Origin of the sequence: Cupriavidus taiwanensis, assembly GCF_900249755.1 — a bacterium.
GTDB classification, from domain to species: domain Bacteria; phylum Pseudomonadota; class Gammaproteobacteria; order Burkholderiales; family Burkholderiaceae; genus Cupriavidus; species Cupriavidus taiwanensis_D.
In genome coordinates, this window is the sequence record NZ_LT976853.1 from 2,560,157 (window position 1) to 2,583,691 (window position 23,535).

Genomic DNA, 23,535 nt, shown 5'->3' on the forward strand with positions numbered 1-23,535 from the left:
CCAAGACAAACGCCCCGGCGGGGCCGGGGCGTCTGGATTGCTGCACTGCGCAGCGGCGGGCCAGCTTAGCGCTTGGCCACGTCCGGCACGTCGCGGGTGGCGGCGCCGACGAACAGCTGGCGCGGACGGCCGATCTTGTATTCCGGATCGGTGATCATCTCTTCCCACTGCGAGATCCAGCCCGGGGTGCGGGCCAGCGCGAAGATGCAGGTGAACAGCGAGGTCGGGATGCCCAGCGCGCGCTGGACGATGCCCGAGTAGAAGTCGACGTTCGGGTACAGCTTGCGGCTGACGAAGTACTCGTCTTCCAGCGCGATCTTTTCCAGCTCCATGGCCAGCTTGAACAGCGGGTCGTTGTGCAGGCCCAGCTCGTTCAGCACTTCATGGCAGGTTTCGCGCATCAGCTTGGCGCGCGGATCGTAGTTCTTGTACACGCGGTGGCCAAAGCCCATCAGGCGCACGCCCGAGTTCTTGTCCTTGACCTGCTTGATGAACTCGCTGATGTTGTCGACGCTGCCGATTTCTTCCAGCATCTTCAGCGCGGCTTCGTTGGCGCCGCCGTGGGCCGGGCCCCACAGGCAGGCCACGCCGGCGGCGATGGCTGCGAACGGGTTGGTGCCCGACGAACCGGCCAGGCGCACGGTCGAGGTCGACGCGTTCTGCTCGTGGTCGGCGTGCAGGATGAAGATGCGGTCGAGCGCGCGCTCCAGCACCGGGTTCACGGTGTACGGGGCGCACGGCGTGGCGAACATCATGCGCATGAAGTTGCCCGAGTAGGACAGGTCGTTCTGCGGGTAGATGTACGGCTGGCCGATGTTGTACTTGTACGCCATGGCGACCAGGGTCGGCATCTTGGCGATCAGGCGGATGGCCGAGATCTCGCGCTGGTGCGGATCGTCGATGTCCATCGCGTCGTGGTAGAACGCGCTCATGGCGCCGACCATGCCGGTCAGCACGGCCATCGGGTGCGCATCGCGGCGGAAGCCGCGCATGAAGAACTGCATCTGCTCGTGGACCATGGTGTGGTTCATCACATGGCCGACGAATTCTTCCTTCTGCTTGGCGTTGGGCAGCTCGCCCTTGAGCAGCAGGTAGCAGGTCTCGAGGTGGTCGCACTTCTGCGCCAGCTGCTCGATCGGGTAGCCGCGGTACAGCAGCTCGCCCTTGTCGCCGTCGATATAGGTGATCTTGGAATTGCACGAAGCCGTCGACATGAAACCGGGGTCGTAGGTGAACTTACCGGTTTGTCCGTACAGCTTGCGAATGTCGATCACGTCCGGGCCAACCGTACCCTTGTAGATCGGCAGCTCAACGCTGGGGGAACCATCGGAGAACGATAGCGTGGCTTTCACATCGGACGGCGTCATGTCGGATCCTTCAAATGCTGTGAATAATAATGTTGACCAAAACTCAGACCGTACGCAGCAGGGCAATCACTCGCTGCATCGGGGGCGTGTCGAGCTCACCGTCCAGCTCCTTGCGCGCAAGCAGCAGGTCCATCAACTCGTTGTCGCTGAGTTCGAACAGCTGGCTCAGCGCAGCCACGTCCTCGTCGGACAGGCTCTCCTCGTAACGGTTGAAAAAACGTTCGACGATGATGTCGTTCTCCAGCAGGCCGCGGCGGGCGCGCCAGCGCAGACGTGCGCGCTTGTGCGGGTCGGCCTGATGCGAGAAGGTGGTGGCAGGACTCTCAGTCATGGCTTCCTACTTTCGGCGCGCCAGCCAGATATAGCCGCTCTGGCTGACGCGCCGCTTACTACTGCAGACAGCCGCAGGATCAGACCGCGCGGCGGACCATCAGCTCCTTGATCTTGCCGATGGCCTTGGTCGGGTTCAGACCCTTCGGGCACACGTCGACGCAGTTCATGATGCTGTGGCAGCGGAACAGGCGGTACGGGTCGTTCAGGTTGTCCAGGCGCTCGTTGGTGGCCTGGTCGCGGCTGTCCGCAATAAAGCGGTAAGCCTGCAGCAGGCCGGCCGGGCCGACGAACTTGTCCGGGTTCCACCAGAACGACGGGCACGAGGTCGAGCAGCTGGCGCAGAGAATGCACTCGTACAGGCCGTCCAGCTCGTCACGCTCTTCCGGCGACTGCAGGCGCTCTTTCTCGGGCGGCGGCTCGTCGTTGATCAGGAACGGCTTGATCGAGTTGTACTGCTTGAAGAAGTTCGTCATGTCGACGATCAGGTCGCGCACCACCGGCAGGCCGGGCAGCGGACGCAGCACGATGCGGTCCGGCAGCTCGCGCATATTGGTCAGGCAGGCCAGGCCGTTCTTGCCGTTGATGTTCATCGCGTCCGAGCCGCACACGCCTTCGCGGCACGAACGGCGGAACGAGATGGTCTCGTCCAGCTTCTTCAGCTTCACCAGCGCGTCCAGCAGCATGCGCTCGTGACCGTCCAGCTCGACCTCGTAGGTCTGCATGCGCGGCGCCGCATCCTTGTCCGGATCGTAGCGGTAGACTTCGAAAATACGCTTCATTTCTGTGGGTCCTGTTGTCTCTACGATGCGGTGCTCAGAAGGTACGAGCCTTGGGCGGCACGCTTTCCACCGTCAGCGGCTCCATCTTCACCGGCTTGTAGTCGAGGCGGTTGCCTTCGCTGTAGAACAGCGTGTGCTTGAGCCAGTTCTGGTCGTCGCGGTTGGGGAAGTCGCTGTGCGCGTGGGCACCGCGCGATTCCTTGCGGGCCGCGGCCGAGATCATGGTGGCCTTGGCCACTTCCACCAGGTTGGCCACTTCCAGGGCTTCCACCAGCGCGGTGTTGAAGACCTTGGACTTGTCCTTCAGGTGGATGTTGGCGGCACGCTCGCTCACTTCCAGGATGCGCTCGACACCCTCGTCCATCAGCTTCTGGGTGCGGAACACGCCGGCATGCGACTGCATGTTCTTGCGGATGTCGTTGGCGACGTCCTGCGTGTACTCGCCCGACGACGACGACTGCAGCTTGGCCAGGCGCGACAGCGCCAGGTCGGCGGCATCGGCCGGCAGCGGCTTGTGCTCTTTCTGCTTCAGGTTCTGCGCGATGATGTGGTTGCCGGCGGCGCGGCCGAACACCACCAGGTCGAGCAGCGAGTTGGTGCCCAGGCGGTTGGCGCCGTGCACAGACACGCACGAGCATTCGCCGATCGCGTAGAAGCCGTTCAGCACTTCGTTCGGGTTGCCGTTCTTCGGCACCACGACCTGGCCGTGATAGTTCGTGGGGATGCCGCCCATCTGGTAGTGGATGGTCGGGACCACCGGAATCGGTTCCTTGATCGCGTCGACGTTGGCGAACTTCAGGCCGATTTCGCGGATCGACGGCAGGCGCTTCATGATGGTCTCGGCGCCGACGTGGGTCAGGTCGAGCAGCACGTAGTCGCCGTTCGGGCCGCAGCCGCGGCCTTCCTTGATTTCCTGGTCCATCGAGCGCGAGACGAAGTCGCGCGGCGCCAGGTCCTTCAGCGTCGGCGCATAGCGCTCCATGAAGCGCTCGCCGTCCTTGTTGCGCAGGATACCGCCCTCGCCGCGCACGCCTTCGGTGATCAGCACGCCCGCGCCGGCCACGCCGGTCGGGTGGAACTGCCAGAACTCCATGTCTTCCAGCGGCACGCCGGCGCGCGCTGCCATGCCCAGGCCGTCACCGGTGTTGATGAAGGCGTTGGTGGAAGCGGCGTAGATGCGGCCGGCACCGCCGGTCGCGAACAGCGTGGTCTTGGCCTCGAGGATGTAGACCTCGCCGGTTTCCATTTCCAGCGCGGTCACGCCCAGCACGTCGCCGTCCTGGTCGCGGATCAGGTCCAGCGCCATCCATTCGACGAAGAAGTGGGTCTTGGCGCGCACGTTGCGCTGGTACAGCGTGTGCAGCAGCGCGTGGCCGGTACGGTCGGCCGCGGCGCAGGCGCGCTGCACGGGCTTTTCACCGTAGTTGGCGGTGTGGCCGCCGAACGGGCGCTGGTAGATGGTGCCGTCGGGGTTGCGGTCGAACGGCATGCCGAAGTGCTCGAGCTCGTACACGACCTTCGGGGCTTCACGGCACATGAACTCGATCGCGTCCTGGTCACCCAGCCAGTCCGAGCCCTTGATGGTGTCGTAGAAGTGATAGTGCCAGTTGTCCTCGCTCATGTTGCCGAGCGAGGCACCGATGCCGCCCTGCGCCGCCACGGTGTGCGAGCGGGTCGGGAACACCTTGGACAGCACGGCCACGTTCAGGCCGGCTTCCGCGAGCTGGAGGGATGCGCGCATCCCGGCGCCGCCAGCACCGACGATGACCACGTCAAAGCGGCGACGCGGCAATCCAGTCTTGACTGCGACCATTTATTACACCCTCCAGAGAATCTGAGCAGCGTAGCCCGCGCAACCGACGAGCCACAGAATCGTAAGAACTTGCAGCACGAGGCGAACCGCCATCGGACGCACATAGTCCATCCAGATATCGCGCACGCCGATCCAGGCGTGATACAGCAGCGACAGGATGGTCAGGAACGTGAGGATCTTCATCCACTGGTTGGCGAAGAGCCCTGCCCACGCTTCGTACGAAGCGCCGTTCGACAGCAGGAAGGCAATGGCCAGGACCACGGTGAAGACCACCATGACCACGGCCGTGACGCGTTGCGCGAGCCAGTCTTTCAGGCCGTAGTGCGCACCGACGACAAGACGCTTGGGACCGATATTGTTATTTGCCACCTTGATTCTCCTCAGAACAGGCCGAACAGCTTCAGGCCGAAAATCAGGGTAAGCAGCAGGCTGACAACCAGCACGCTGATGGCAGACTTGGCCGAGGCGGGCTTGGAGACACCAACGTGCACATCCAGCAGCAGGAAGCGGATACCAGCGCAGAAGTGATGCAGATAACCCCAGATCAGGGCCAGCACAACCAGCTTGACAAAGCCGCCGGACATCAGGGCCGAGAACTTTGCGAAGCTCAGTTCGGAGGTGATGCTCTGCTCAAACAGATACAGGACGAAGGGAAGGAGGAGGAACATCAATGCACCGCTCACGCGATGCAGGATGGATACCTTGCCGGCCCAGGGCAACCGGTATTTCGCGATCTGCGAAATACCGATATTCCGGAACTCCGGCCTGGCTTGTTTGACGGCTTCAGCCATGCGAGACCCCATTAGCGGTAAACAAAGAAACGAAACTGCCATTGCCTGCATGCAACGGGATGCACTAGGGCAAATCCATGAGATTTTAGCGCCTTTGTTGCGCGCTGCACCAATAATTTTCAGCTATCACGACCCGACAAGCGCCGCCCGACAATCGCACACAAAGCACATTCGCCGACCCGCGCCACGCGACAACCACCGCGCCGCGCAACAGCCCGCATGACCATGGCCAAAGCCACAATAATCGGCGCGCGCGCCCATGGCGCGGGGCCGTTATTTCAGCTCAGGTCGTTCTGGTAATAGTGCCGCGTGGTCACGTACAGCCCGCGGCGCACTTCCACGGGGCGATCGCCATAGGTGTAGGAAACGCGCTCGACCGACAACAGCGGCGAGCCCACCGGCACCGACAGCAGCTCGGCCGCGGTTTCATCGGCGGGCACGGCGCGGATTTTTTCCGAGGCGCGAATCATGCGCGTACCGAATTCGGCCTCGAACAATGCATACATGGGCCCCTTCCACTCGGTCAGCTTTTCCGCGGTCAGGCCCTTGAAGTTGGCGCCGAGCAGCCAGATTTCATCCAGCACGGTCGATTCGCCCGAGAAAGTCAGCACGCGGCGGATCTGCACCACGCTGTCGCCGGTGCGGATGTCGAGCAGCCGAGCGATTTCAGCGGGGGCGCGCAGGCGCTTGCATTCCAGCACATGGCTGGCGCCATAATGGGGTTCACCCTCGTCCGGGACGAGGCGCAGGAAGCGAAACTTGACCACGTCTTCATGGTGCGTGGTCACGAAGGTGCCCTTGCCCTGGCGGCGCGCCACCAGGTTGTCGGCGGCGAGTTCGTCGATGGCCTTGCGCACCGTGCCCTGGCTGACCTTGTAGCGCGACGCCAGCTCCATTTCGCTGGGAATCATCTCACCCGGCTTCCATTCGCCGGATTGCAGGCTGCGCGTGATCAGCGCCTTGATCTGCTGGTAGAGCGGGCTGAACGTGGGCGATGGCACTGACTGCAGACCAGGAGCGGGCCCCGCGGCGGGGCCGGTTGGCGGGGCGGCCTGCGGCGCGGCGGCCGGCGCGGACGGCGCAGGCGGCGAATGCGGCTGCGTCCCGGCGCCAGGCGTGGCGGCGCCAGATTCCTGCGCGCCGGGGGTGGCTGCGCCGGTCAGGGACGTAGGCAGGGAGGACATAGCGCGATTTCACCACAAAAGGGCGCGCAACGTCCAGCCTTACGTTAATTGTCTTATGTCTTATATAAGACATATGAATTGACAGACCGGAGAGGCCGGGCCTACACTCGCGCTGGTCCACGCCCGCGATGGCCCGCCCTCACCGGCCCGCCGGCTGCCGCCCATGGCGCAAATCTGCCGCGCCGGCGGCAACCCGCTCTGGAAAAGGCGCCTCGCTTCGCAGTAGACTAACGCTTTGTTGCATCACCATGACCCGTTGTGGCTCTCCCCCACCGGCCCCGCCACCTGGCTCCGGCGGACGGCCGCTCCCCGCTGTGGCGACAACCAGCACCCGGTGACACACCGCGCGCCTCTGTCTGGCGCCGGCGCGCCGCCGACCGGCATCCCCCCTTCTATCGTTTGGAGATTTACTCATGGCTAAAGCCCCAATGCGCGTCGCAGTGACCGGCGCCGCTGGCCAGATCGGCTACTCCCTGCTGTTCCGCATCGCCAACGGCGACATGCTGGGCAAAGACCAGCCGGTCATCCTCCAACTGCTCGACCTCCCGCAAGCCCAGCAAGCCGTCAAGGGCGTGGTGATGGAACTGGAAGACTGCGCCTTCCCGCTGCTGGCCGGCGTGGTCATCACCGATGACCCCAAGGTCGCCTTCAAGGATGCCGACGTGGCCCTGCTGGTGGGCGCCCGTCCGCGCAGCAAGGGCATGGAGCGCAAGGACCTGCTCGAAGCCAACGCCCAAATCTTCACCGTGCAGGGCAAGGCACTGGACGAAGTCGCCAGCCGCAACGTCAAGGTGCTGGTGGTCGGCAACCCGGCCAACACCAACGCCTACATCGCCATGAAGTCGGCCCCCAACCTGCCGCGCGAGAACTTCACCGCGATGCTGCGCCTGGACCACAACCGCGCGCTGTCGCAGATCGCCGCCAAGACCGGCAAGCCGGTGTCGTCGATCGAGAAGCTGTTCGTGTGGGGCAACCACAGCCCGACCATGTACGCCGACTACCGCTACGCCACCGTCGACGGCCAGAGCGTCAAGGACCTGATCAACGATCCGGTGTGGAACAACGACGTGTTCCTGCCGACCGTCGGCAAGCGCGGCGCCGCCATCATCGAGGCCCGTGGCCTGTCGTCGGCCGCCTCGGCCGCCAACGCCGCCATCGACCACGTGCGCGACTGGGTGCTGGGCAGCAACGGCAAGGTCGTCACCATGGGCATCCCGTCCAACGGTGAATACGGCATCCCGGCCGACACCATGTTCGGCTACCCGGTGACCACCGCCAACGGCAAGTACGAGATCGTCAAGGGTCTGGAGATCGACGCCTACAGCCAGGAAAAGATCAACATCACCCTGAAGGAACTGGAAGAAGAAAAGGCCGGCGTGCAGCATCTGCTGGGCTGATCTTCCGAACGCTCGAGCAAAGGCCGGGGTTCCGCAACGATTCAAGAATCGGCGCGGACCCCGGTTTTTTCATAGGCAGCGGCCATGGCGGCCCTGCCCTGTCCGCCAACTTCAACTTTCCGAATCAACGTGCATCCTTCCGAGGTCTTGTTCCAGGGCGAAGCCATCCCGGTCCAGTTGCCGGTGTGTGACCATTACGCGGGCAGCGAAAAGCTGATGCGCAAATCGCTGGCCCTGCAGCAAGAGCTTGGTCCCGTCTTCGACATCACCTTCGACTGCGAGGACGGCGCCGCCGTCGGCCACGAGCGCGAGCACGCCGAACTGTGCGCGCAGCTGGTCAACGGCCCGCTCAATGCGCACAACCGCGTCGGCGTGCGCATCCATGACCCGGCCCATCCCAGCTGGCGCCAGGATGTCGACGTGCTGGTGCGCGCCGCCGGCGCGCGCCTGGCCTATGTGGTGGTGCCCAAGGTCACCGACGTGGTCGAGGTGGCGCGCGTGACCGACCATGTCAACCAGGTGGCGCGCAGTGCCGGCATTGCGCGCCATATCCCGATCCATGTGCTGATCGAAACCCACGCCGCCCTGGAGCAGGCCTTCGATATCGCCGCGCTGGTGCAGGTGGAATGCCTGAGCTTCGGCCTGATGGACTTTGTCTCGGCCCACCATGGCGCGATTCCGGGCGATGCCATGCGCTCGCCGCAGCAGTTCGAACACCCGCTGGTGCGCCGCGCCATGCTGGAAATCTCCGCCGCCTGCCACCGCCACGGCAAGGTGCCGTCGCACAATGTCAGCACCGACGTGCAGGCGCCGCAGCGCGCCGGCGACGATGCGCTGCGCGCGCGCAGCGAATTCGGCTACCTGCGCAAGTGGAGCATCCACCCGGGCCAGATTGCCCCGATCGTCGCGGCGTTCCGTCCCGGCGCGGACGAGATCGGCGCGGCCAGCCAGATCCTGCTGGCGGCGCACGAGAACAACTGGGCGCCGATCCGCCATGAAGGCCAGCTGCACGACCGCGCCAGCTACCGCTATTACTGGTCGCTGCTGCAGCGCGCGCAGGCCACCGGCACGCCGCTGCCGGCCAACGTGGAAACGCTGTTCTTCGGCTGAAGCCGGGTCCGCCCACCCTCACCATCCGCAGTGCCCAAGGAGACACGGATGTCCGCCTCGAAGCTCGCCGCAAGCGACACCGCAACTGAAGCCGCAACCGAAGCCGCAACCGGCGCCGGCACGCCGGCCGCGCCGCGTGCCAAGAAATCCGTCGCGCTGTCGGGCGTGACCGCCGGCAACACCGCGCTGTGCACCGTCGGCCGCACCGGCAACGACCTGCACTACCGCGGCTACGACATCCTCGATATCGCCGAGACCTGCGAGTTCGAGGAAATCGCCCACCTGCTGGTGCACGGCAAGCTGCCGACCAAGTCCGAACTGGCCGCGTACAAGGCCAAGCTGAAGTCGCTGCGCGGCCTGCCCGCCAATGTCAAGGCCGCGCTCGAATGGGTGCCCGCCAGCGCGCACCCGATGGACGTGATGCGCACCGGCGTGTCGGTGCTCGGCACGGTGCTGCCGGAGAAGGAAGACCACAGCACCCCGGGCGCGCGCGATATCGCCGACCGCCTGATGGCCAGCCTCGGTTCGATGCTGCTGTACTGGTACCACTACAGCCACAACGGCCGCCGCATCGAAGTAGAAACCGACGATGATTCCATCGGCGCCCACTTCCTGCACCTGCTGCACGGCGAGAAGCCGTCGGCGCTGTGGGAGCGCGCCATGAACACCTCGCTCAACCTGTACGCCGAGCACGAGTTCAACGCGTCGACCTTCACCGCGCGCGTGATCGCCGGCACCGGCTCCGACATGTACTCGTCGATCGCCGGCGCGATCGGCGCGCTGCGCGGCCCCAAGCATGGCGGTGCGAACGAGGTCGCGTTCGAGATCCAGAAGCGCTACGACAACCCCGATGAGGCCCAGGCCGACATCACCCGCCGCGTCGAGAACAAGGAAGTCGTGATCGGCTTCGGCCACCCGGTCTACACCACCGGCGACCCGCGCAACCAGGTGATCAAGGAAGTGGCGAAGAAGCTGTCGAAGGATGCCGGCTCGATGAAGATGTTCGACATCGCCGAGCGCCTGGAAACGGTGATGTGGGACATCAAGAAGATGTTCCCGAACCTGGACTGGTTCAGCGCGGTGAGCTACCACATGATGGGCGTGCCGACGGCGATGTTCACGCCGTTGTTCGTGATCGCGCGCACGTCGGGCTGGGCCGCGCACATCATCGAGCAGCGCATCGACAACAAGATCATCCGCCCCAGCGCCAACTACACCGGGCCGGAGAACCTGAAATTCGTGCCGATAAAGCATCGCAAGTAAACCGCGCAAGTGAACCCGGCCCAACAGCGGCGCCGATTATGTAACCAAAGCCCAGAGCAGTACGCCGCCCTGGGCAAATCGTAGAGAATAGCGGCGGCAATGATCCCAGCGCCGCCCGCTGCCGGCGGCACATGACCATAACTCGATTTCAGTATCCGAAAGGCACTCACAAAATGAAACATCTTGTCCTTGCCGCCTGCATCGGCGCCTTCAGCCTGACCACTGCCACCGCCGTGATGGCGCAGGAACCTGCCAAGAAGACCACCACCAAGAAGAAGTCATCGACCAAGAAGAAGGCCGCCGCCGGCGCGGCCGCCGCGGCCGGCACCGCTGCGGCGGTGGCCCCGAGCGGCGAGAAGTGGCAGTGCGAGCTGGGCAACAGCCTGTATATCGCCGGCGACATGCTGCGCGACGAAATCCTGACCGTGCACTGGCAAGGCCGCGACTACAAGCTGCCGCGCCAGCCCACCGTGACCGGCGCCGACCGCTACTACGACGCCCGCACCGGCCTGGACCTGGTGGTGATCCCGAGCAAGGCCATGCTGTTCAACAAGAACCTGGGCCAGCGCCTGGCCGACGACTGCCAGAGCGCCGCCATGCAGGCCGGCGCCGCGGCGCCGACGCAGGCCGGCGGCCTGCGCGCGCCGGCGACCACGCCGCTGCTGGTCACGCCCCCGGGCGGCCCGACCCAGGTGCCGGGCGGTCCGCTGCTGCAGACCGAAGGCAGCCAGCAGCCGACTTCGCCCAAGCAGTAAGTCCTTGATGGGGGCGCTGGCGGCCGCATGCACGGCCGCCAGCGCCCTTTTTGCCTTGCCGGGGCGGTCTTCCCTGGCCGGGCAGGCGGTCGCGCCGGGGCAGTTTTTTGGCCGGCCGGTTGCCGCGCCGGGTGGCGGCGACGCCGCGCGGCGGTTAGAGTATGCAGTTGCAGTGCGCTGCCGGCCTCGGACCGCGGTCAAAAGACCGCGGCAGCGCACCGGGGGTCCCGATTCAGGTCCGAGCCAAATGCCATCGCATCATCCTTCGATCGGAGTACGGCAATGCCCCACAACCTCAAGAACACGCTAAAAGAATTCAGGATCGGCTCTTCCGGCAAGGGCCAGTATTACTCCCTGCCCCAGCTGGGCGAGGCGCTGGACCTGGACATCGGCCGCCTGCCGGTGTCGATCCGCGTGGTGCTGGAATCGGTGCTGCGCAACTGCGACGGCAAGAAGGTCACCGAGGAACACGTCCGGCAGCTGGCCAACTGGAAGCCCAACGCCGATCGCGTCGACGAGATCCCGTTCGTGGTCGCGCGCGTGGTCCTGCAGGATTTCACCGGCGTGCCGCTGCTGGCCGACCTGGCGGCAATGCGCAACGTCGCCGAGAAGATGGGCAAGAACCCCAAGCAGATCGAACCGCTGGTGCCGGTGGACCTGGTGGTCGACCACTCGGTGCAGGTCGACCACTTCCGCGAAAAGAAGGCGCTGGACCTGAACATGCAGCTGGAATTCCAGCGCAACAACGAGCGCTACCAGTTCATGAAGTGGGGCATGCAGGCCTTCGACACCTTTGGCGTGGTGCAGCCGGGCTTCGGCATCGTGCACCAGGTCAACCTGGAATACCTGGCACGCGGCGTGCACAGGAAGGACGGCGTCTACTACCCTGACACGCTGGTCGGCACCGATTCGCACACCACCATGATCAACGGCATCGGCGTGGTCGGCTGGGGCGTCGGCGGCATCGAGGCCGAGGCCGGCATGCTGGGCCAGCCGGTGTACTTCCTGACCCCTGACGTGGTCGGCGTGGAACTGAAGGGCCGCCTGCGCGAAGGCGTCACCGCCACCGACCTGGTGCTGACCATCACCGAGATGCTGCGCAAGGAGAAGGTGGTGGGCAAGTTCGTCGAGTTCTTCGGCGAAGGCACCGCCAGCCTGGCCCTGCCCGACCGCGCCACCATCGGCAACATGGCGCCCGAATACGGCGCCACCATGGGCTTCTTCCCGGTGGACGAGAAGACCATCGAATACTTCCGCGGCACCGGCCGCACCGACGAAGAAATCGCCGCATTCGAAGGCTATTTCCGCGCGCAGGACATGTTCGGCATCCCCAGGGCCGGCGAGATCGACTACAGCAAGGTGGTGACGCTGGACCTGGGCACGGTGGCGCCGTCGCTGGCGGGGCCGAAGCGTCCGCAGGACCGCATCGAGATCGGCAACGTCAAGAGCACCTTTGCCTCGCTGTTCAGCAAGCCGGTGGCCGAGAACGGCTTCAACAAGGACCCCGCCGAGCTCGAGCGCAGCTACAGCACCGCCGACGGCATCGAAGTCCGCAACGGCGACGTGCTGATCGCCGCCATCACCTCCTGCACCAACACCTCCAACCCCAGCGTGCTGCTGGGCGCCGGCCTGCTGGCCAAGAAGGCGGTCGAAGCCGGCCTGAGCGTGGCGCCGCACATCAAGACCTCGCTGGCGCCGGGCAGCCGCGTCGTCACCGAATACCTGAAGGCCGCGGGACTGCTGCCGTACCTGGAAAAGCTGGGCTTCGGCGTGACCGCCTACGGCTGCACCACCTGCATCGGCAATGCCGGCGACCTGACCCCGGAACTGAACGAGGCCATCACCAGCAACGACCTGGTCGCCGCCGCGGTGCTGTCGGGCAACCGCAATTTCGAGGCCCGCATCCACCCGAACATCCGCGCCAACTTCCTGGCCTCGCCGCCGCTGGTGGTGGCCTATGCCATCGCCGGCAACGTCACGCGCGACCTGATGACCGAGCCGGTCGGCAAGGGCAAGGGCGGCCGCGACATCTGGCTGGGCGACATCTGGCCGAGTTCGGAAGAAATCCATGCGCTGATGAAGTACGCGATGGACGCCAAGACCTTCAAGGGCAACTACGAGCAGGTGAAGAAGCCGAGCAAGCTGTGGGGCGCGATCCAGGGCACCAAGGGCCAGGTCTACGACTGGCCCAAGTCGACCTATATCGCCGAGCCGCCGTTCTTCCAGGACTTCAGCATGGAGCCGTCGGCCGCCTCGGCCAGCGTGCGCGGCGCGCGCGCGCTGGGCATCTTCGGCGATTCGGTGACGACCGACCATATCTCGCCGGCCGGTTCGATCAAGGACACCTCGCCCGCCGGCAAGTACCTGCTGGCGCACGGCGTGCTCAAGGCCGACTTCAACAGCTACGGCTCGCGCCGCGGCAACCATGAAGTGATGATGCGCGGCACCTTCGCCAACGTGCGCATCAAGAACCTGATGATCCCGCCGACCGCGGACGGCGCGCGCGTGGAAGGCGGCATCACCCTCCACCAGCCCACCGGCGAACAGATGTCGATCTATGACGCGGCGATGAAGTATGTCGCCGAGGGCACGCCCACGGTGGTGTTCGGCGGCGAAGAGTACGGCACCGGCTCGTCGCGCGACTGGGCGGCCAAGGGCACGCAGCTGCTGGGTGTGAAGGCCGTGATCGCGCGCAGCTTCGAGCGCATCCACCGCTCCAACCTGGTCGGCATGGGCGTGCTGCCGCTGCAGTTCAAGGGCAGCGACAGCGCCCAGACGCTGGGCATCACCGGCAACGAGACCTTCGACATCGAAGGCATCGAGGGCGACCTGAAGCCGCAGCAGGACGTGGTGCTGGTGATCAAGCGCGCCAACGGCGACGTGCAGCGCGTGCCGGTGCTGCTGCGCATCGATACGCCGATCGAGGTCGACTACTACAACCACGGCGGCATCCTGCCGTTCGTGCTGCGCCAGCTGCTGGCCGCCTGAGCGCGCTGGGAGCCTTCAGCGCCGTGAACGCCGCCCGCGCCATGTCCCTTCGGGGCCGTGAGCGGGCGGCGCTTTTTATTGGCGCCTGCGACCCGGGCATCACCCGCGGCACCGTGCGGCGCGTGTAAGCTCCACGCAAGCCATCGCTGTCAAACTGTGTCGCACAACAACGCGGCCGAAAGAATGAATGGCTGCAAGCCGGACCCCGGCATCACCCAGAACCAGGAGACACCATGGTCAAGATCCTTATCGCATTCATCGTGGTCGCCGGCGCGGCCCTCTACCTGCTGACCAAGGGCGGCAGCGACGTGTCGATGTCCGGCGAGTCGCACAGCGTCGAAAGCCACGCGCCCGCGGCCGCCGCAGCCTCCGCCCCCGCCGAGAAATAATCCCCTCGCAGGCAGCAGCGTTCACAGCGGTCGCACGCATATAGCGATCTCCCTGTCAACGCAACGAGTAGAATACCGTTTTACGCAAAAAACGGACGGTTTCTTTCTATGGCAGGTTTTCGCCCCAAGGCTTCCCCGCGACTCTCTCCCGACGCCGAGCGTCTGGTGGCCGATGCGCTCGCTCTCGACGCATCGGGCAGCCGCATGGAGGACGGATACTGGGAGCGGCGGCTTTCGCAGCGCCTTGGCCGCCTGCTGAAGAACGGTAGCCAGACCGCGCTCGACGCGGCGCTGGAGCACCTGTTCAAGCACAATGCCGACGCCTCCGACGTGCTCGCCGAACAGGCCGAGACGCTGGCCGAATCCGCCACCATCGAGGTCGACGGCCAGCCCTATGACGCGCTGCTGATCGCCGCGCCCATCCTCGCGCACACCCGCTACGCGATCCCGTCCGGCGCGCTCAAGCCGGAACTGGCGCAGACGCTGGCCGTGCACCTGCAGGCACACGTGCTCGCCAACGGCACCAAGGTGTCGTTGTCGCCTTATCTTTACAGCATCGACCAGCTGCCGCGCACGCACAGCGACACCTTCGCGCTGACGCACAAGCTGGCCGCGGCGGCGCTGGCCGGCACCGTGCCCAAGGTCGACTTGCGCGACCTGCCCGAGACCGCGCCGATCCTGGCCGACCCGCGCTACCTGCTGGCGGTGGTGGTGGCGCCGCGCGAACAGGCGCTGTTCCGCTGGCAGGAAGACGCCAAGGACCACCACGCCGAGCGCTCGACCTGCCTGGAGCAATGGCGCAGCCAGGTGCAACCGTCGGTGGCGCTGCTGCTGCCGGGCTGCGAGTTCGAGCTGCTGCTGCCGGACGCGTTCTTCCTGTCGTGCCGCGAGTCCGACAAGAGCATCCGCCCGCTGACCGTGCGCGCCGCCGTCAACTACCTGTGCGGCACGCTCGATATTTCCGCGGGGCAGCTGGCCGCGGTGGTCGCCGCGTTCGGCGAGGAAGTGGTCGAGGAATACCGTGTCGGCTTCACCATGCGCGGCGAGAAGGATGTGATCTACGGCATCGTCTGGCCGGTCTACGGCCGCGAAGCCGGCGAGGTCGACGCCGACGAAAAGGGCAATCCGCTCGAGCAGATCTGCGAGGAACTGCGCAACGCCGGCGTCGAGGATATCTTCCGCCACGCCGCGCTGTTCGACCCGGAATACTGCGAAGACTGCGGCACGCCGCTGTACGCCGACCGCAATGGCGAAATCGTGCACGCCGAACTGCCCGAGGACGCGCCCACGCAACAGCCGCTGTTCCACTGACGCGCACTGGCCCCGCCAGTTGGCAGAACGGCCCGCATCGCGGGCCGTTTTCCTTGGGCGCTCACATCGGACGTTCACATTGGGCTCAAGCGGGCTGCCGCTCGCTGACGCAGCGCCACAAGCCGTGGCCGGAGGCCGCGTACTTGCGCTCGAACGGCGTCATCGGCTGCGCCGGCGCCCAGGCCTCGACCCGCGCCGGGCGCCCCGCCAGCGCCAGCGCCTGCGCGAACTCGTCGATATAGATGCGCCAGTTGCTGCGGCATTCCAGGTAGTCGCCGCACGCGGCCAGCGCCGGGAACACCGCGTGCCCCTGCCAGCGCCGCCCCAGGTGCCCGATCTTCGGCCACGGGTTCGGGTACAGCACATAGTGGCGCGCCACCGGCACCGCATCCGCCTGCAGCAGCCGCCAGACATCGACCAGGTCGGCGCGGGCCCAGCAGAAATTGGCCGGCATCGGCGCGTCGCCCCACCAGTCCTTGCCCGCGGCGAGGCGCTTCTCGGACTGGTCGACGCCGATCACGAAGTGGTCCGGAAACTGCGTGGCCAGGCGCAGCGTGCTTTCGCCCACGCCGCAGCCGGCATCGAGGACCAGCGGCGCGCCGCCGGCCTGCTGCCAGCGCTGCAGCGCCGCGGCCAGCTCGCGTCGGCTGGGCTCGCCGATGGGCTTGCGGAAGGGCTCGGCCAGGTGGCGCGCGACGCGCGCGGCCAGGTGTTCGTGGACATCGGACTGCGCCGAGACGATGGTGCGGGAATTGGCAAACATGCGCGCATTTTACCGGGCGGGCCTGGCGCGAAGGCTGCAACCATGCCACTTTAGCGGCACAATGCGGGACAAACCCGTCTGAGCACCGTCCGCGCCCGCGCTGACCCGTACCAGGAGCCCGTCCATGAAACCGATTTCCCGCCGTCCCGCCCACCCCGCCCAGCCCGCCCGCCGTGCCCTGCTCCATGGCGCGGCCGCGCTGGTGCTGGGCAGCGCCGCCTTCACGCTGCTGCCGGCGGGCGCTGCCCATGCCGAGGACCTGCGCATTGGCCTGGCCGCCGACGTCACGTCGATGGACCCGCACTGGAACAATGCCGGCCCCAACAACGCGATCGCGCTGCATGTGTTCGAGTCGCTGGTGTTCATGGACAAGAACGCCCGCTACATCCCGGGCCTGGCGCTGTCGTGGAAGCCGGTCAACGCCATCACCTGGGAAATCAAGCTGCGTCCCAACGTGAAGTGGCACGACGGCTCGCCCTTTACCAGCGAGGACGTCAAGGCCTCGCTGGAGCGCCCGGAGAAACTGGTCAACAGCCCGGGCTCGTTCACCAGCTACACCAAGCCGATCGCGCGCATCGATACGCCCGACCCGCTGACGGTGCGCCTGACCATGAGCGTGCCCAACTACGCCAACCTGGCCAACGACCTGAACAGCGTGCCGATCATGCCGAAAAAGGTCGCCGCCACGCTGACCCAGACCGATTTCGATTCGGGCAAGGCCATGATCGGCACCGGCCCGTTCAAGTTCGTGCGCTTTGCGCGCGGGCAGGAAATCGTGATGGAGCGCAACCCCAACTACTGGGGCCCCAAGCCCGAGTGGGACCGCGCGGTGTTCCGCATCATCACCGACAACGGCGCGCGCAGCGCCGCGCTGCTGGCCGGCGATGTCGACGTGATAGAGAGCGTGCCGTCGGCCGACGTGGCCAAGCTGAAGCAGAACCCGAAGTTCAGGATCGAGCAGCAGGTGTCGTGGCGCACCGTGTTCTGGCAGATGGACCAGTCGCGCGACAACCCGCCCTTCGTCACCGACAAGGCCGGCAAGCCGCTCGGCAAGAACCCGTTCAAGGATGCGCGCGTGCGCGCCGCGGTCAGCAAGGCGCTGAACCGCGACGCCATCGTCAGCCGCATCATGGAAGGGCTGGCGGTGCCGGCGTCGTCGATCGTGTCGCCGCAGATCTTCGGGCATCCCGGCACCAGGCCCGAAGCCTACGACCCGGAAGGCGCGAAGAAACTGCTGGCCGCGGCGGGCTACCCCGACGGTTTCGGCCTGACGCTGCACGCCACCAACAACCGCTACCTGAACGACGCCGCGGTGGCGCAGGCCACCGCCAGCATGCTGACCCGCATCGGCATCCAGACCAAGGTCGAGACCATGCCGGTGGCGGCCTACTTCACGCGCGCGCGCCAGGGCGAGTTTGCCTTCCAGATGCTGGGCTGGGGCTCGGCCGCCGCCGACGTGGCGCTGCGCTCGATCACCGGCACGCCCAATCCCAAGACCGGCTACGGCACCTGGAACTGGGGCAAGTACAGCAACCCGCAACTCGACCAGCTGATCGAGAAGTCGCTGACCACGGTCAGCAGCGACAAGGACCGCGAGGAGAATGCCCGCGCCGCGGCAAAGTTCGCGCTGGCCGACCACGCGATCATCCCGTCGCACAGCCAGCTGGCGATGTGGGCGATGAAGAAAGGACTGAAGTACGAGGCGCGCACCGACGAGTGGTCGCTGGCGCAGTTTTTCCACAAGGAGTGAGGGGCGGCGCAACCACCCGACCGCCGCTTGCAGCAAGCTCCCCTCTCCCGCGCGCGGGAGAGGGGTGGGGGTGAGGGCCGGGAGTTTCCATGGCTGAGGGCCGCGAGTTAAAACCGTTGGCCTTGTTTGAAGTGGCTCCTCGCCAAACCACCCCTCACCCCGACCCTCTCCCCATGAGGGGAGAGGGAGAACACCTTGCCCGGGCGAGTTCGCGCGGCTTGGGCGCACCCAACACCGACCGGGCCTTCTGGCGCCTGGGAATCAGATCCTCAGCCGCTCTTCCTGCCGCGCGTTCGCCGCGCGCAGCTTCCGCACCCAGTCCCGCGCCGGCAGCCCGGTGCTGTCCTCGACCACGTCGGCGCGCGCTTCCAGCACTTCCCAGGCCACATCGATCCGCGGCCCGTTGAAGGCCAGCGCGATGACATTGCCGTCATGCACTTCCGGAAACACCAGCACGCGGTTGTCGAAGGCATCGCAGATGCGTTCGATGTTCTTCGGAAAGCTGTCGTGGTCGCCGAACAGGTTGATCGTCATCACGCCGGGCGCCTTCAGCGTGCGGCGGCAGGCGCGGTAGAACGCGGTGGTGTCCAGCACCGGGCCGCGCGCGGTGGCGTCGTACAGGTCGACCTGCAGCACATCGATGGCGCCGGCGTGGGCGCCGTCCATCACGTAGTCCCAGGCGTCCTGCTCGCGCACGGTCAGGCGCGCGTCGTCCTCGCGCAGGCCGAACATGCTGCGCCCGGCGATGATCACGGCGGGGTTCAGTTCCACCGCGGTCACGCGCGCGCGGCTGAACTGGCGATGGCAGAACTTGGTCAGCGCGGCGGCGCCCAGCCCCAACTGGACCACGTGGAATTCTTCCACCGACGGCGACAGGAACAGCAGCCACGCCATCATCTGCTGCGCGTATTCCAGCTCGATCGCGTCGGGCTTGCGCAAGCGCATCGCGCCCTGTACCCACTCGGTGCCGAAATGGAGGTAGCGCACGCCTTCCATTTCCGAGAACGTCACCGGCGCGAAGCGCGGCGTCATGCGTTTTTCTTCGCGGGGCGGCGCCTCGCCACGGGTACGGGTACCGCGTGCCGGACGGCGCGAGGCCACGGCTTCGATCGATTTGCGTTTCAGTAGGGTCATGTCGTCGGGAAAGGCGTTTGCCAGCCGCGCCAGCCGGCGGCGGGAACGAACGCGGATTTACTTGCCCAGCGCCGCCTGCGCCCGCTGCAGCCATTCGCGATTGTGTTCGCGGGCATGGCGCGGCCAGTGGCGGGCGTCGTGGACGATGTCGGCATAGAGCTGCTGCGCGCGCTCGCGGTCGGCGGCGTCGGGCTGGGCGGCCAGCCAGTCGGCGAACAGGCAGCGCGGCGCGGCGTCGCTGGCGCTGGTCAGCGCCTGCTCGAAGGCGGCGCGCGTGCTGGCCGCGCCGGTCGCGGCCAGCGCCCGCGCGTACAGCAGCGCCGGCTCGGGTTGCTGGCGCGCCTGCGAATTGGCTGCGAACAACTTTTCCAGCGTTGCCAGCGCGCCAGGCGCATCGCCGGTGGCGAACTGCGCCTGCGCCAGCCCCTGCAGCAGCGCAGGGTCGGTCGCGAACGGGCCGTTGGCCGCCGCCTGGTAGTGCTGCAAGGCTTCTGCCGGCGCACCGGCTGCCAGCAGCGCGGCGCCCAGGCGCATGCGGTGCGCTACCGTCGGGGCACGGTCGAAATCCGAGCGCGCTTCGCGCACCGCGCGGTTGGGATCGACCAGCTGCGTGATCGCGCGCGTGGCCGCGCGCGCGCCGCGCGACTGGCGCAGCTCGGGCAGGTAGATCGCAAAGAAATAGACCACGCTGCCGAGGCCGGGGAACAGGAACAGGATCAGCAGCCAGTACATGTTCTGGTGCGTGCGCACCGCGTGCACGGCAAAGAACAGTGCGACGATGATATGGATGCTGATGCCAAAAATACGCATAGGGAGATCACCTTTGAAACCATGGCGGGCGCGCCAGCCGCCGGCATTGTGACAGAAAGGCGCGACGGCGGGCACGGGCGCCCCCGCAGGATGCCAGAAGCCGGCGGCGGCGGCAAAAACACGGCCCCGAAAATACGGCCCCAAAAATACGGCCCCGGCGGCGCCGGTTTCGCAACCGGCGCTGCCGGGGCCTGTGCCCTGCCGCGTTCCCGGGCTAGCGGTAGACCAGCACCGGGATCTTGCTGTGCGTCAGCACCTTCAGCGTCTCGCTGCCGATCAGCATGCCCTGGATGCCGCGCCGCCCGTGCGACGCCATCACGATCACGTCGCAGCCCTTGTCCTCGGCGGTCTTGATGATGGCTTCGTAGGGATGGTCGTTGACGGCGTAGGCGATGTCGCACGGCACGCCCGCGGCGCTGGCTTCCTCGGCCCGCTCGCGCAGGTACTGCGTGGCGCCCGCCGCGGCTTCCTTGACGTAGGTTTCGCGCGTGTCCTCCAGCATCTCGACCTGGTAGGTCAGCACGTGGTAGTTCGGACAGACGCGCACCGCGGTGAGTCGCGCGCCCATGTTCCGCGCCAGCACGAGCGCCTTGCGGAACGCCGCTTCAGACAGGTCGGAGCCATCGACCGCCACCAGCAGATGCTTGAACATGATTGCCTCCTTGCCTGCATGGTTGCCGGCTCAGGCATTCACTTCCGGTGCATTCACGCCATGCGTCCGAAAGTGCGAGCCCGCAAGGCGCACATGGAGCGGCCGATACTCCCGGTTTGGATTCATGGGCCGGCCCGCTTCCAGTATAGGTGCGCGATGGCCCACGACAATCCGGAAGGCATCACTTCCGGGCAGGCCGGTTCCTTACACGCGATGCCGGCGGCAAGCCCACTCAGGCCAGCAGGCTGCGCCACAGGGCAAGCTTCTGCTCGAAGCTGCGCGCGGCATGCGCCGGGCTGGACGATGGCAGCACCACGGTCTCGTAGCCCTGCGCGGCAAACCGGGGCGCAAAGCGCCCGGAGGTGCCGCCATTGAAGCCGATGCGCCGCAGCGCCGGCGCCAGCGCGCGCAGGCGCGTGAAATCGTTGGCCTGCGGGTAGCGGATATTGCTGTCGAGGCTGCCTTCGCGCTGGCACGCGCCCAGCACGTCCCACACGCCGATGCGATGCGCCAGCAGCCGCACCAGCCGTTCGGCATAGGGCAGCTGCGCCAGCGGCTCGCCGGTCAGCGCGCCCAGCAGCGGCCAGAACTGGTTGCGCGGATGGGCGTAGTACTGGCGCGCGGCGAGCGACGCGGCACCGGGGAAGCTGCCGAGCACCAGCACGCGGGTGTGGGTGTCGATGACGGGCGGCAGGCCCTGGTGGAGGTCGGGTTGAGAGGGGGTGGTGTCGGGCATGGCAAGAACGCAGGGGCTCGGTTGCTGACCAAGGCGGAACGACGCGTGTTGCAGGCCGCCGGTTTGCGAGAACGTTTGCGCTGCCACGAACTCCGGCAAACGCTCCCCTCTCCCGCGAAGTGGGAGAGGGGTGGGGGTGAGGGCCGGAGCGTCAACGAAGTCCGGCGGTCGGTATGCCAGCGCCCTGCCCTCACCCCCGGCCCCTCTCCCGCGAGCGGGAGAGGGGAGCAAACCGGTAGCTTTGCCAGTCAGCGGCCTTCAGGCCAGCAGCTTGTTCACGCGCTGCACGTAGGCCGCCGGGTCCTCCAGCATCCCGCCTTCGGCCAGCAGCGCCTGGTCGAACAGCACCTGCACGCGGTCGCTGAAGGCGTCGCCCTCCGGCAGATCGCGCAGCTTCTGCACCAGCGCGTGGTCCGGGTTCAGCTCCAGGATCGGCTGCGCATCAGGCGCCTTCTGGCCGGCCTGCTTCAGCAGGCGCTGCAGGTAGCCGCTCATGTCGCCTTCGTCCGAGACCAGGCACGATGCCGATGCGGTCAGGCGCAGCGTCACGCGCACGTCCTTGGCCTTGCCTTCCAGCACGGCCTTGGCGCGCTCGACCACGTCCTTCCAGTCGGCTTCGGCCTTCTGCTGCTCGGCCTTCTCGGCTTCGTCGGCGAGCTTGCCCAGGTCGAGGTCGCCGCGCGCCACCGAGACCAGTTCCTTGCCGTCGAACTCGCGCAGGAACGACAGCATCCATTCATCGACGCGGTCGGTCAGCAGCAGCACTTCGATGCCCTTCTTGCGGAACACTTCCAGGTGCGGGCTGTTCTTCGCCGCGGACCAGGTGTCGGCGGTGACGTAATAGATCTTGTCCTGCCCTTCCTTCATGCGCCCGACGTAGGCGGCCAGCGCCACGTTCTGCTCGGCGGTGTCGTTGTGGGTCGAGGCAAAGCGCAGCAGCCTGGCCACGCGCTCCTGGTTGGCCTGGTCCTCGCCGACGCCTTCCTTCAGCGCCTGGCCGAACTGCTGCCAGAAGGTGGCGTACTTGGCGCGTTCGGCTTCGTCCTCGCTGTCGGCCAGCGCTTCCAGCATCGACAGTACGCGCTTGGTGCAGCCTTCGCGGATCGCCTTGACGTCGCGGCTCTCCTGCAGCAGTTCGCGCGACACGTTCAGCGGCAGGTCGGCCGAATCGACCACGCCCTTGACCCAGCGCAGGTAGCCCGGCAACAGCTGCTCGGCGTCGTCCATGATGAAGACGCGCTTCACGTACAGCTTCAGCCCGGCCTTGTGGTTGCGGTCCCACAGGTCGAACGGCGCGCGTGCCGGGAGGTACAGCAGCTGGGTGTACTCGCTGCGGCCTTCGACGCGGTTATGGGTCCACGCCAGCGGCGCCTCGTTGTCGTGCGCGATGTGCTGGTAGAAGGCGGTGTACTGCTCGTCGGTGATGTCGGACTTGGCGCGGGTCCACAGCGCGCTGGCCTGGTTCACGCTCTCCCACTCGTCGGTGCGCTGGTAGCTGCTGGCTTCGGCGTCCCACACTTCCTTGGGCATGCGGATCGGCAGCGAGATATGGTCCGAGTACTTCTGGATGATGCCCTTCAGGCGCCAGGCCGACAGGAAATCGTCCTCGCCCTCGCGCAGGTGCAGCGTGATGGTGGTGCCGCGCTCGGCGCGCGCGATGGTGTCGATGGTGAACTCGCCGTCGCCGGTGCTTTCCCAGCGCACTGCTTCCTCGGCGCCCAGGCCGGCGCGGCGCGTTTCCACGGTGACCTTGTCGGCGACGATAAAGGCCGAGTAGAAGCCCACGCCGAACTGGCCGATCAGCGCGGCGTCCTTCTGCTGGTCGCCGGACAGCTGCTGGAAGAACTCCCTGGTGCCCGAACGCGCGATGGTGCCGAGGTTGCGGATGGCCTCGTCGCGGCTCATGCCGATGCCGTTGTCGGTGATCTTGAGCGTGCGCGCCTTGCTGTCGGCCTCGATGCGGATCGCCAGGTCGGCGTCGTTCTCGAGCAGGGAGGGATTCGCGATCGCCTCGAAGCGCAGCTTGTCAGTGGCGTCCGAAGCATTCGAGACCAGCTCGCGCAGGAAGATTTCCTTGTTGCTGTACAGCGAGTGGATCATCAGGTGCAGCAGCTGCTTCACTTCCGCCTGGAAGCTCATCGTCTCGTGCGGTGCGGTCATGGTTCTCCTCTTGAAAACAGGCAAGTCTGGATGGGTTGGATGGCCGCGGG

Annotated in this window: 21 protein-coding genes; 8 read left to right on the top strand and 13 right to left on the bottom strand. The window is 66.4% G+C overall.

Translation table 11 applies throughout. From position 1 onward, the window contains the following. Positions 1–65 precede the first annotated feature (65 nt). From gltA to CBM2594_RS11740, 7 genes are all read right to left on the bottom strand, one after another. Positions 66–1,367, bottom strand: a complete 1,302-nt coding sequence (gene gltA / locus CBM2594_RS11710) for a citrate synthase (RefSeq protein ID WP_116356962.1) — start codon at positions 1,365–1,367, stop codon at positions 66–68. Positions 1,368–1,410: 43 nt separating this feature from the next. Beyond that, on the bottom strand, positions 1,411–1,698 hold the full coding sequence (locus tag CBM2594_RS11715) for an FAD assembly factor SdhE (RefSeq protein ID WP_012353370.1): 288 nt from the start codon (positions 1,696–1,698) through the stop codon (positions 1,411–1,413). Between the two features lie 79 nt (positions 1,699–1,777). Next, positions 1,778–2,479: a succinate dehydrogenase iron-sulfur subunit gene (locus tag CBM2594_RS11720; protein ID WP_010814619.1), complete on the bottom strand. Its 702-nt coding sequence runs from the start codon at positions 2,477–2,479 to the stop codon at positions 1,778–1,780. A 34-nt stretch (positions 2,480–2,513) separates the two neighbouring features. Then, a complete protein-coding gene (gene sdhA, locus CBM2594_RS11725) occupies positions 2,514–4,292 on the bottom strand; it encodes a succinate dehydrogenase flavoprotein subunit (RefSeq protein WP_116356963.1) in 1,779 nt (592 codons plus the stop codon). A 3-nt stretch (positions 4,293–4,295) separates the two neighbouring features. Continuing rightward, entirely contained in the window at positions 4,296–4,661 is a 366-nt protein-coding gene (sdhD, locus tag CBM2594_RS11730; protein ID WP_116356964.1) for a succinate dehydrogenase, hydrophobic membrane anchor protein, read from the bottom strand. A gap of 11 nt (positions 4,662–4,672) precedes the next feature. Further along, positions 4,673–5,083, bottom strand: coding sequence for a succinate dehydrogenase, cytochrome b556 subunit (gene sdhC, locus CBM2594_RS11735; RefSeq protein WP_116357775.1), 411 nt, complete (start codon positions 5,081–5,083; stop codon positions 4,673–4,675). 278 nt (positions 5,084–5,361) lie between these two features. Beyond that, positions 5,362–6,267 carry a GntR family transcriptional regulator gene (locus CBM2594_RS11740; RefSeq protein ID WP_116356965.1) on the bottom strand — a complete coding sequence of 302 codons (906 nt, stop codon included), beginning with the start codon at positions 6,265–6,267 and terminating at the stop codon, positions 5,362–5,364. A 413-nt stretch (positions 6,268–6,680) separates the two neighbouring features. Here CBM2594_RS11740 and CBM2594_RS11745 point away from each other — a divergent pair, with 413 nt between their 5' ends. From CBM2594_RS11745 to CBM2594_RS11775, 7 genes are all read left to right on the top strand, one after another. Then, on the top strand, positions 6,681–7,664 hold the full coding sequence (locus tag CBM2594_RS11745; protein ID WP_012353375.1) for a malate dehydrogenase: 984 nt from the start codon (positions 6,681–6,683) through the stop codon (positions 7,662–7,664). A 129-nt stretch (positions 7,665–7,793) separates the two neighbouring features. Then, entirely contained in the window at positions 7,794–8,774 is a 981-nt protein-coding gene (locus CBM2594_RS11750) for an HpcH/HpaI aldolase/citrate lyase family protein (RefSeq protein ID WP_116356966.1), read from the top strand. Between the two features lie 48 nt (positions 8,775–8,822). Then, positions 8,823–10,037, top strand: a complete 1,215-nt coding sequence (gene prpC, locus CBM2594_RS11755) for a bifunctional 2-methylcitrate synthase/citrate synthase (RefSeq protein ID WP_116356967.1) — start codon at positions 8,823–8,825, stop codon at positions 10,035–10,037. Positions 10,038–10,210: 173 nt separating this feature from the next. Beyond that, entirely contained in the window at positions 10,211–10,792 is a 582-nt protein-coding gene (locus tag CBM2594_RS11760) for a hypothetical protein (protein ID WP_116356968.1), read from the top strand. 282 nt (positions 10,793–11,074) lie between these two features. Further along, entirely contained in the window at positions 11,075–13,780 is a 2,706-nt protein-coding gene (gene acnA, locus CBM2594_RS11765) for an aconitate hydratase AcnA (RefSeq protein ID WP_116356969.1), read from the top strand. Between the two features lie 233 nt (positions 13,781–14,013). Then, positions 14,014–14,169, top strand: coding sequence for a hypothetical protein (locus CBM2594_RS11770; RefSeq protein ID WP_198048121.1), 156 nt, complete (start codon positions 14,014–14,016; stop codon positions 14,167–14,169). Positions 14,170–14,277: 108 nt separating this feature from the next. Further along, a complete protein-coding gene (locus CBM2594_RS11775) occupies positions 14,278–15,480 on the top strand; it encodes a DUF2863 family protein (RefSeq protein WP_116356970.1) in 1,203 nt (400 codons plus the stop codon). A gap of 85 nt (positions 15,481–15,565) precedes the next feature. Here the strand turns inward: CBM2594_RS11775 and trmB are convergent, their stop codons facing one another. Continuing rightward, positions 15,566–16,243 carry a tRNA (guanine(46)-N(7))-methyltransferase TrmB gene (gene trmB, locus CBM2594_RS11780; RefSeq protein ID WP_116356971.1) on the bottom strand — a complete coding sequence of 226 codons (678 nt, stop codon included), beginning with the start codon at positions 16,241–16,243 and terminating at the stop codon, positions 15,566–15,568. A 124-nt stretch (positions 16,244–16,367) separates the two neighbouring features. Between trmB and CBM2594_RS11785 the strand changes: the two genes are divergently transcribed. Next, entirely contained in the window at positions 16,368–17,993 is a 1,626-nt protein-coding gene (locus CBM2594_RS11785; RefSeq protein WP_116356972.1) for an ABC transporter substrate-binding protein, read from the top strand. 261 nt (positions 17,994–18,254) lie between these two features. Here the strand turns inward: CBM2594_RS11785 and CBM2594_RS11790 are convergent, their stop codons facing one another. The 5 genes from CBM2594_RS11790 to htpG form a co-directional block, all read right to left on the bottom strand. Continuing rightward, the gene (locus CBM2594_RS11790) at positions 18,255–19,127 is read right to left on the bottom strand and encodes a spermidine synthase (RefSeq protein WP_116356973.1); all 873 of its coding nucleotides are present in this window, start codon (positions 19,125–19,127) and stop codon (positions 18,255–18,257) included. Positions 19,128–19,184: 57 nt separating this feature from the next. Beyond that, a complete protein-coding gene (locus tag CBM2594_RS11795) occupies positions 19,185–19,937 on the bottom strand; it encodes a tetratricopeptide repeat protein (protein WP_116356974.1) in 753 nt (250 codons plus the stop codon). Positions 19,938–20,151: 214 nt separating this feature from the next. After that, complete coding sequence (locus tag CBM2594_RS11800; RefSeq protein WP_116356975.1) at positions 20,152–20,589, bottom strand: universal stress protein; 438 nt, start codon at positions 20,587–20,589, stop codon at positions 20,152–20,154. 232 nt (positions 20,590–20,821) lie between these two features. After that, on the bottom strand, positions 20,822–21,325 hold the full coding sequence (locus tag CBM2594_RS11805) for a DNA-deoxyinosine glycosylase (protein ID WP_116356976.1): 504 nt from the start codon (positions 21,323–21,325) through the stop codon (positions 20,822–20,824). Positions 21,326–21,583: 258 nt separating this feature from the next. Continuing rightward, positions 21,584–23,485 (bottom strand): molecular chaperone HtpG, encoded by a 1,902-nt coding sequence (htpG, locus tag CBM2594_RS11810; protein ID WP_116356977.1) that lies wholly within the window; start codon positions 23,483–23,485, stop codon positions 21,584–21,586. Positions 23,486–23,535: the final 50 nt, after the last annotated feature.

Bases quoted from the DNA above. Each gene is read 5' to 3' on its own strand.
- CBM2594_RS11795 (WP_116356974.1), bottom strand. From the start codon at position 19,937: ATGCGTATTTTTGGCATCAGCATCCATATCATCGTCGCACTGTTCTTT.
- trmB (WP_116356971.1), bottom strand. From the start codon at position 16,243: ATGTTTGCCAATTCCCGCACCATCGTCTCGGCGCAGTCCGATGTCCAC.
- sdhA (WP_116356963.1), bottom strand. From the start codon at position 4,292: ATGGTCGCAGTCAAGACTGGATTGCCGCGTCGCCGCTTTGACGTGGTC.
- CBM2594_RS11785 (WP_116356972.1), top strand. From the start codon at position 16,368: ATGAAACCGATTTCCCGCCGTCCCGCCCACCCCGCCCAGCCCGCCCGC.
- CBM2594_RS11775 (WP_116356970.1), top strand. From the start codon at position 14,278: ATGGCAGGTTTTCGCCCCAAGGCTTCCCCGCGACTCTCTCCCGACGCC.
- htpG (WP_116356977.1), bottom strand. From the start codon at position 23,485: ATGACCGCACCGCACGAGACGATGAGCTTCCAGGCGGAAGTGAAGCAG.
- prpC (WP_116356967.1), top strand. From the start codon at position 8,823: ATGTCCGCCTCGAAGCTCGCCGCAAGCGACACCGCAACTGAAGCCGCA.
- CBM2594_RS11770 (WP_198048121.1), top strand. From the start codon at position 14,014: ATGGTCAAGATCCTTATCGCATTCATCGTGGTCGCCGGCGCGGCCCTC.
- sdhC (WP_116357775.1), bottom strand. From the start codon at position 5,083: ATGGCTGAAGCCGTCAAACAAGCCAGGCCGGAGTTCCGGAATATCGGT.
- CBM2594_RS11740 (WP_116356965.1), bottom strand. From the start codon at position 6,267: ATGTCCTCCCTGCCTACGTCCCTGACCGGCGCAGCCACCCCCGGCGCG.
- CBM2594_RS11720 (WP_010814619.1), bottom strand. From the start codon at position 2,479: ATGAAGCGTATTTTCGAAGTCTACCGCTACGATCCGGACAAGGATGCG.
- acnA (WP_116356969.1), top strand. From the start codon at position 11,075: ATGCCCCACAACCTCAAGAACACGCTAAAAGAATTCAGGATCGGCTCT.
- CBM2594_RS11790 (WP_116356973.1), bottom strand. From the start codon at position 19,127: ATGACCCTACTGAAACGCAAATCGATCGAAGCCGTGGCCTCGCGCCGT.
- CBM2594_RS11745 (WP_012353375.1), top strand. From the start codon at position 6,681: ATGGCTAAAGCCCCAATGCGCGTCGCAGTGACCGGCGCCGCTGGCCAG.
- CBM2594_RS11800 (WP_116356975.1), bottom strand. From the start codon at position 20,589: ATGTTCAAGCATCTGCTGGTGGCGGTCGATGGCTCCGACCTGTCTGAA.
- gltA (WP_116356962.1), bottom strand. From the start codon at position 1,367: ATGACGCCGTCCGATGTGAAAGCCACGCTATCGTTCTCCGATGGTTCC.
- CBM2594_RS11715 (WP_012353370.1), bottom strand. From the start codon at position 1,698: ATGACTGAGAGTCCTGCCACCACCTTCTCGCATCAGGCCGACCCGCAC.
- CBM2594_RS11760 (WP_116356968.1), top strand. From the start codon at position 10,211: ATGAAACATCTTGTCCTTGCCGCCTGCATCGGCGCCTTCAGCCTGACC.
- CBM2594_RS11805 (WP_116356976.1), bottom strand. From the start codon at position 21,325: ATGCCCGACACCACCCCCTCTCAACCCGACCTCCACCAGGGCCTGCCG.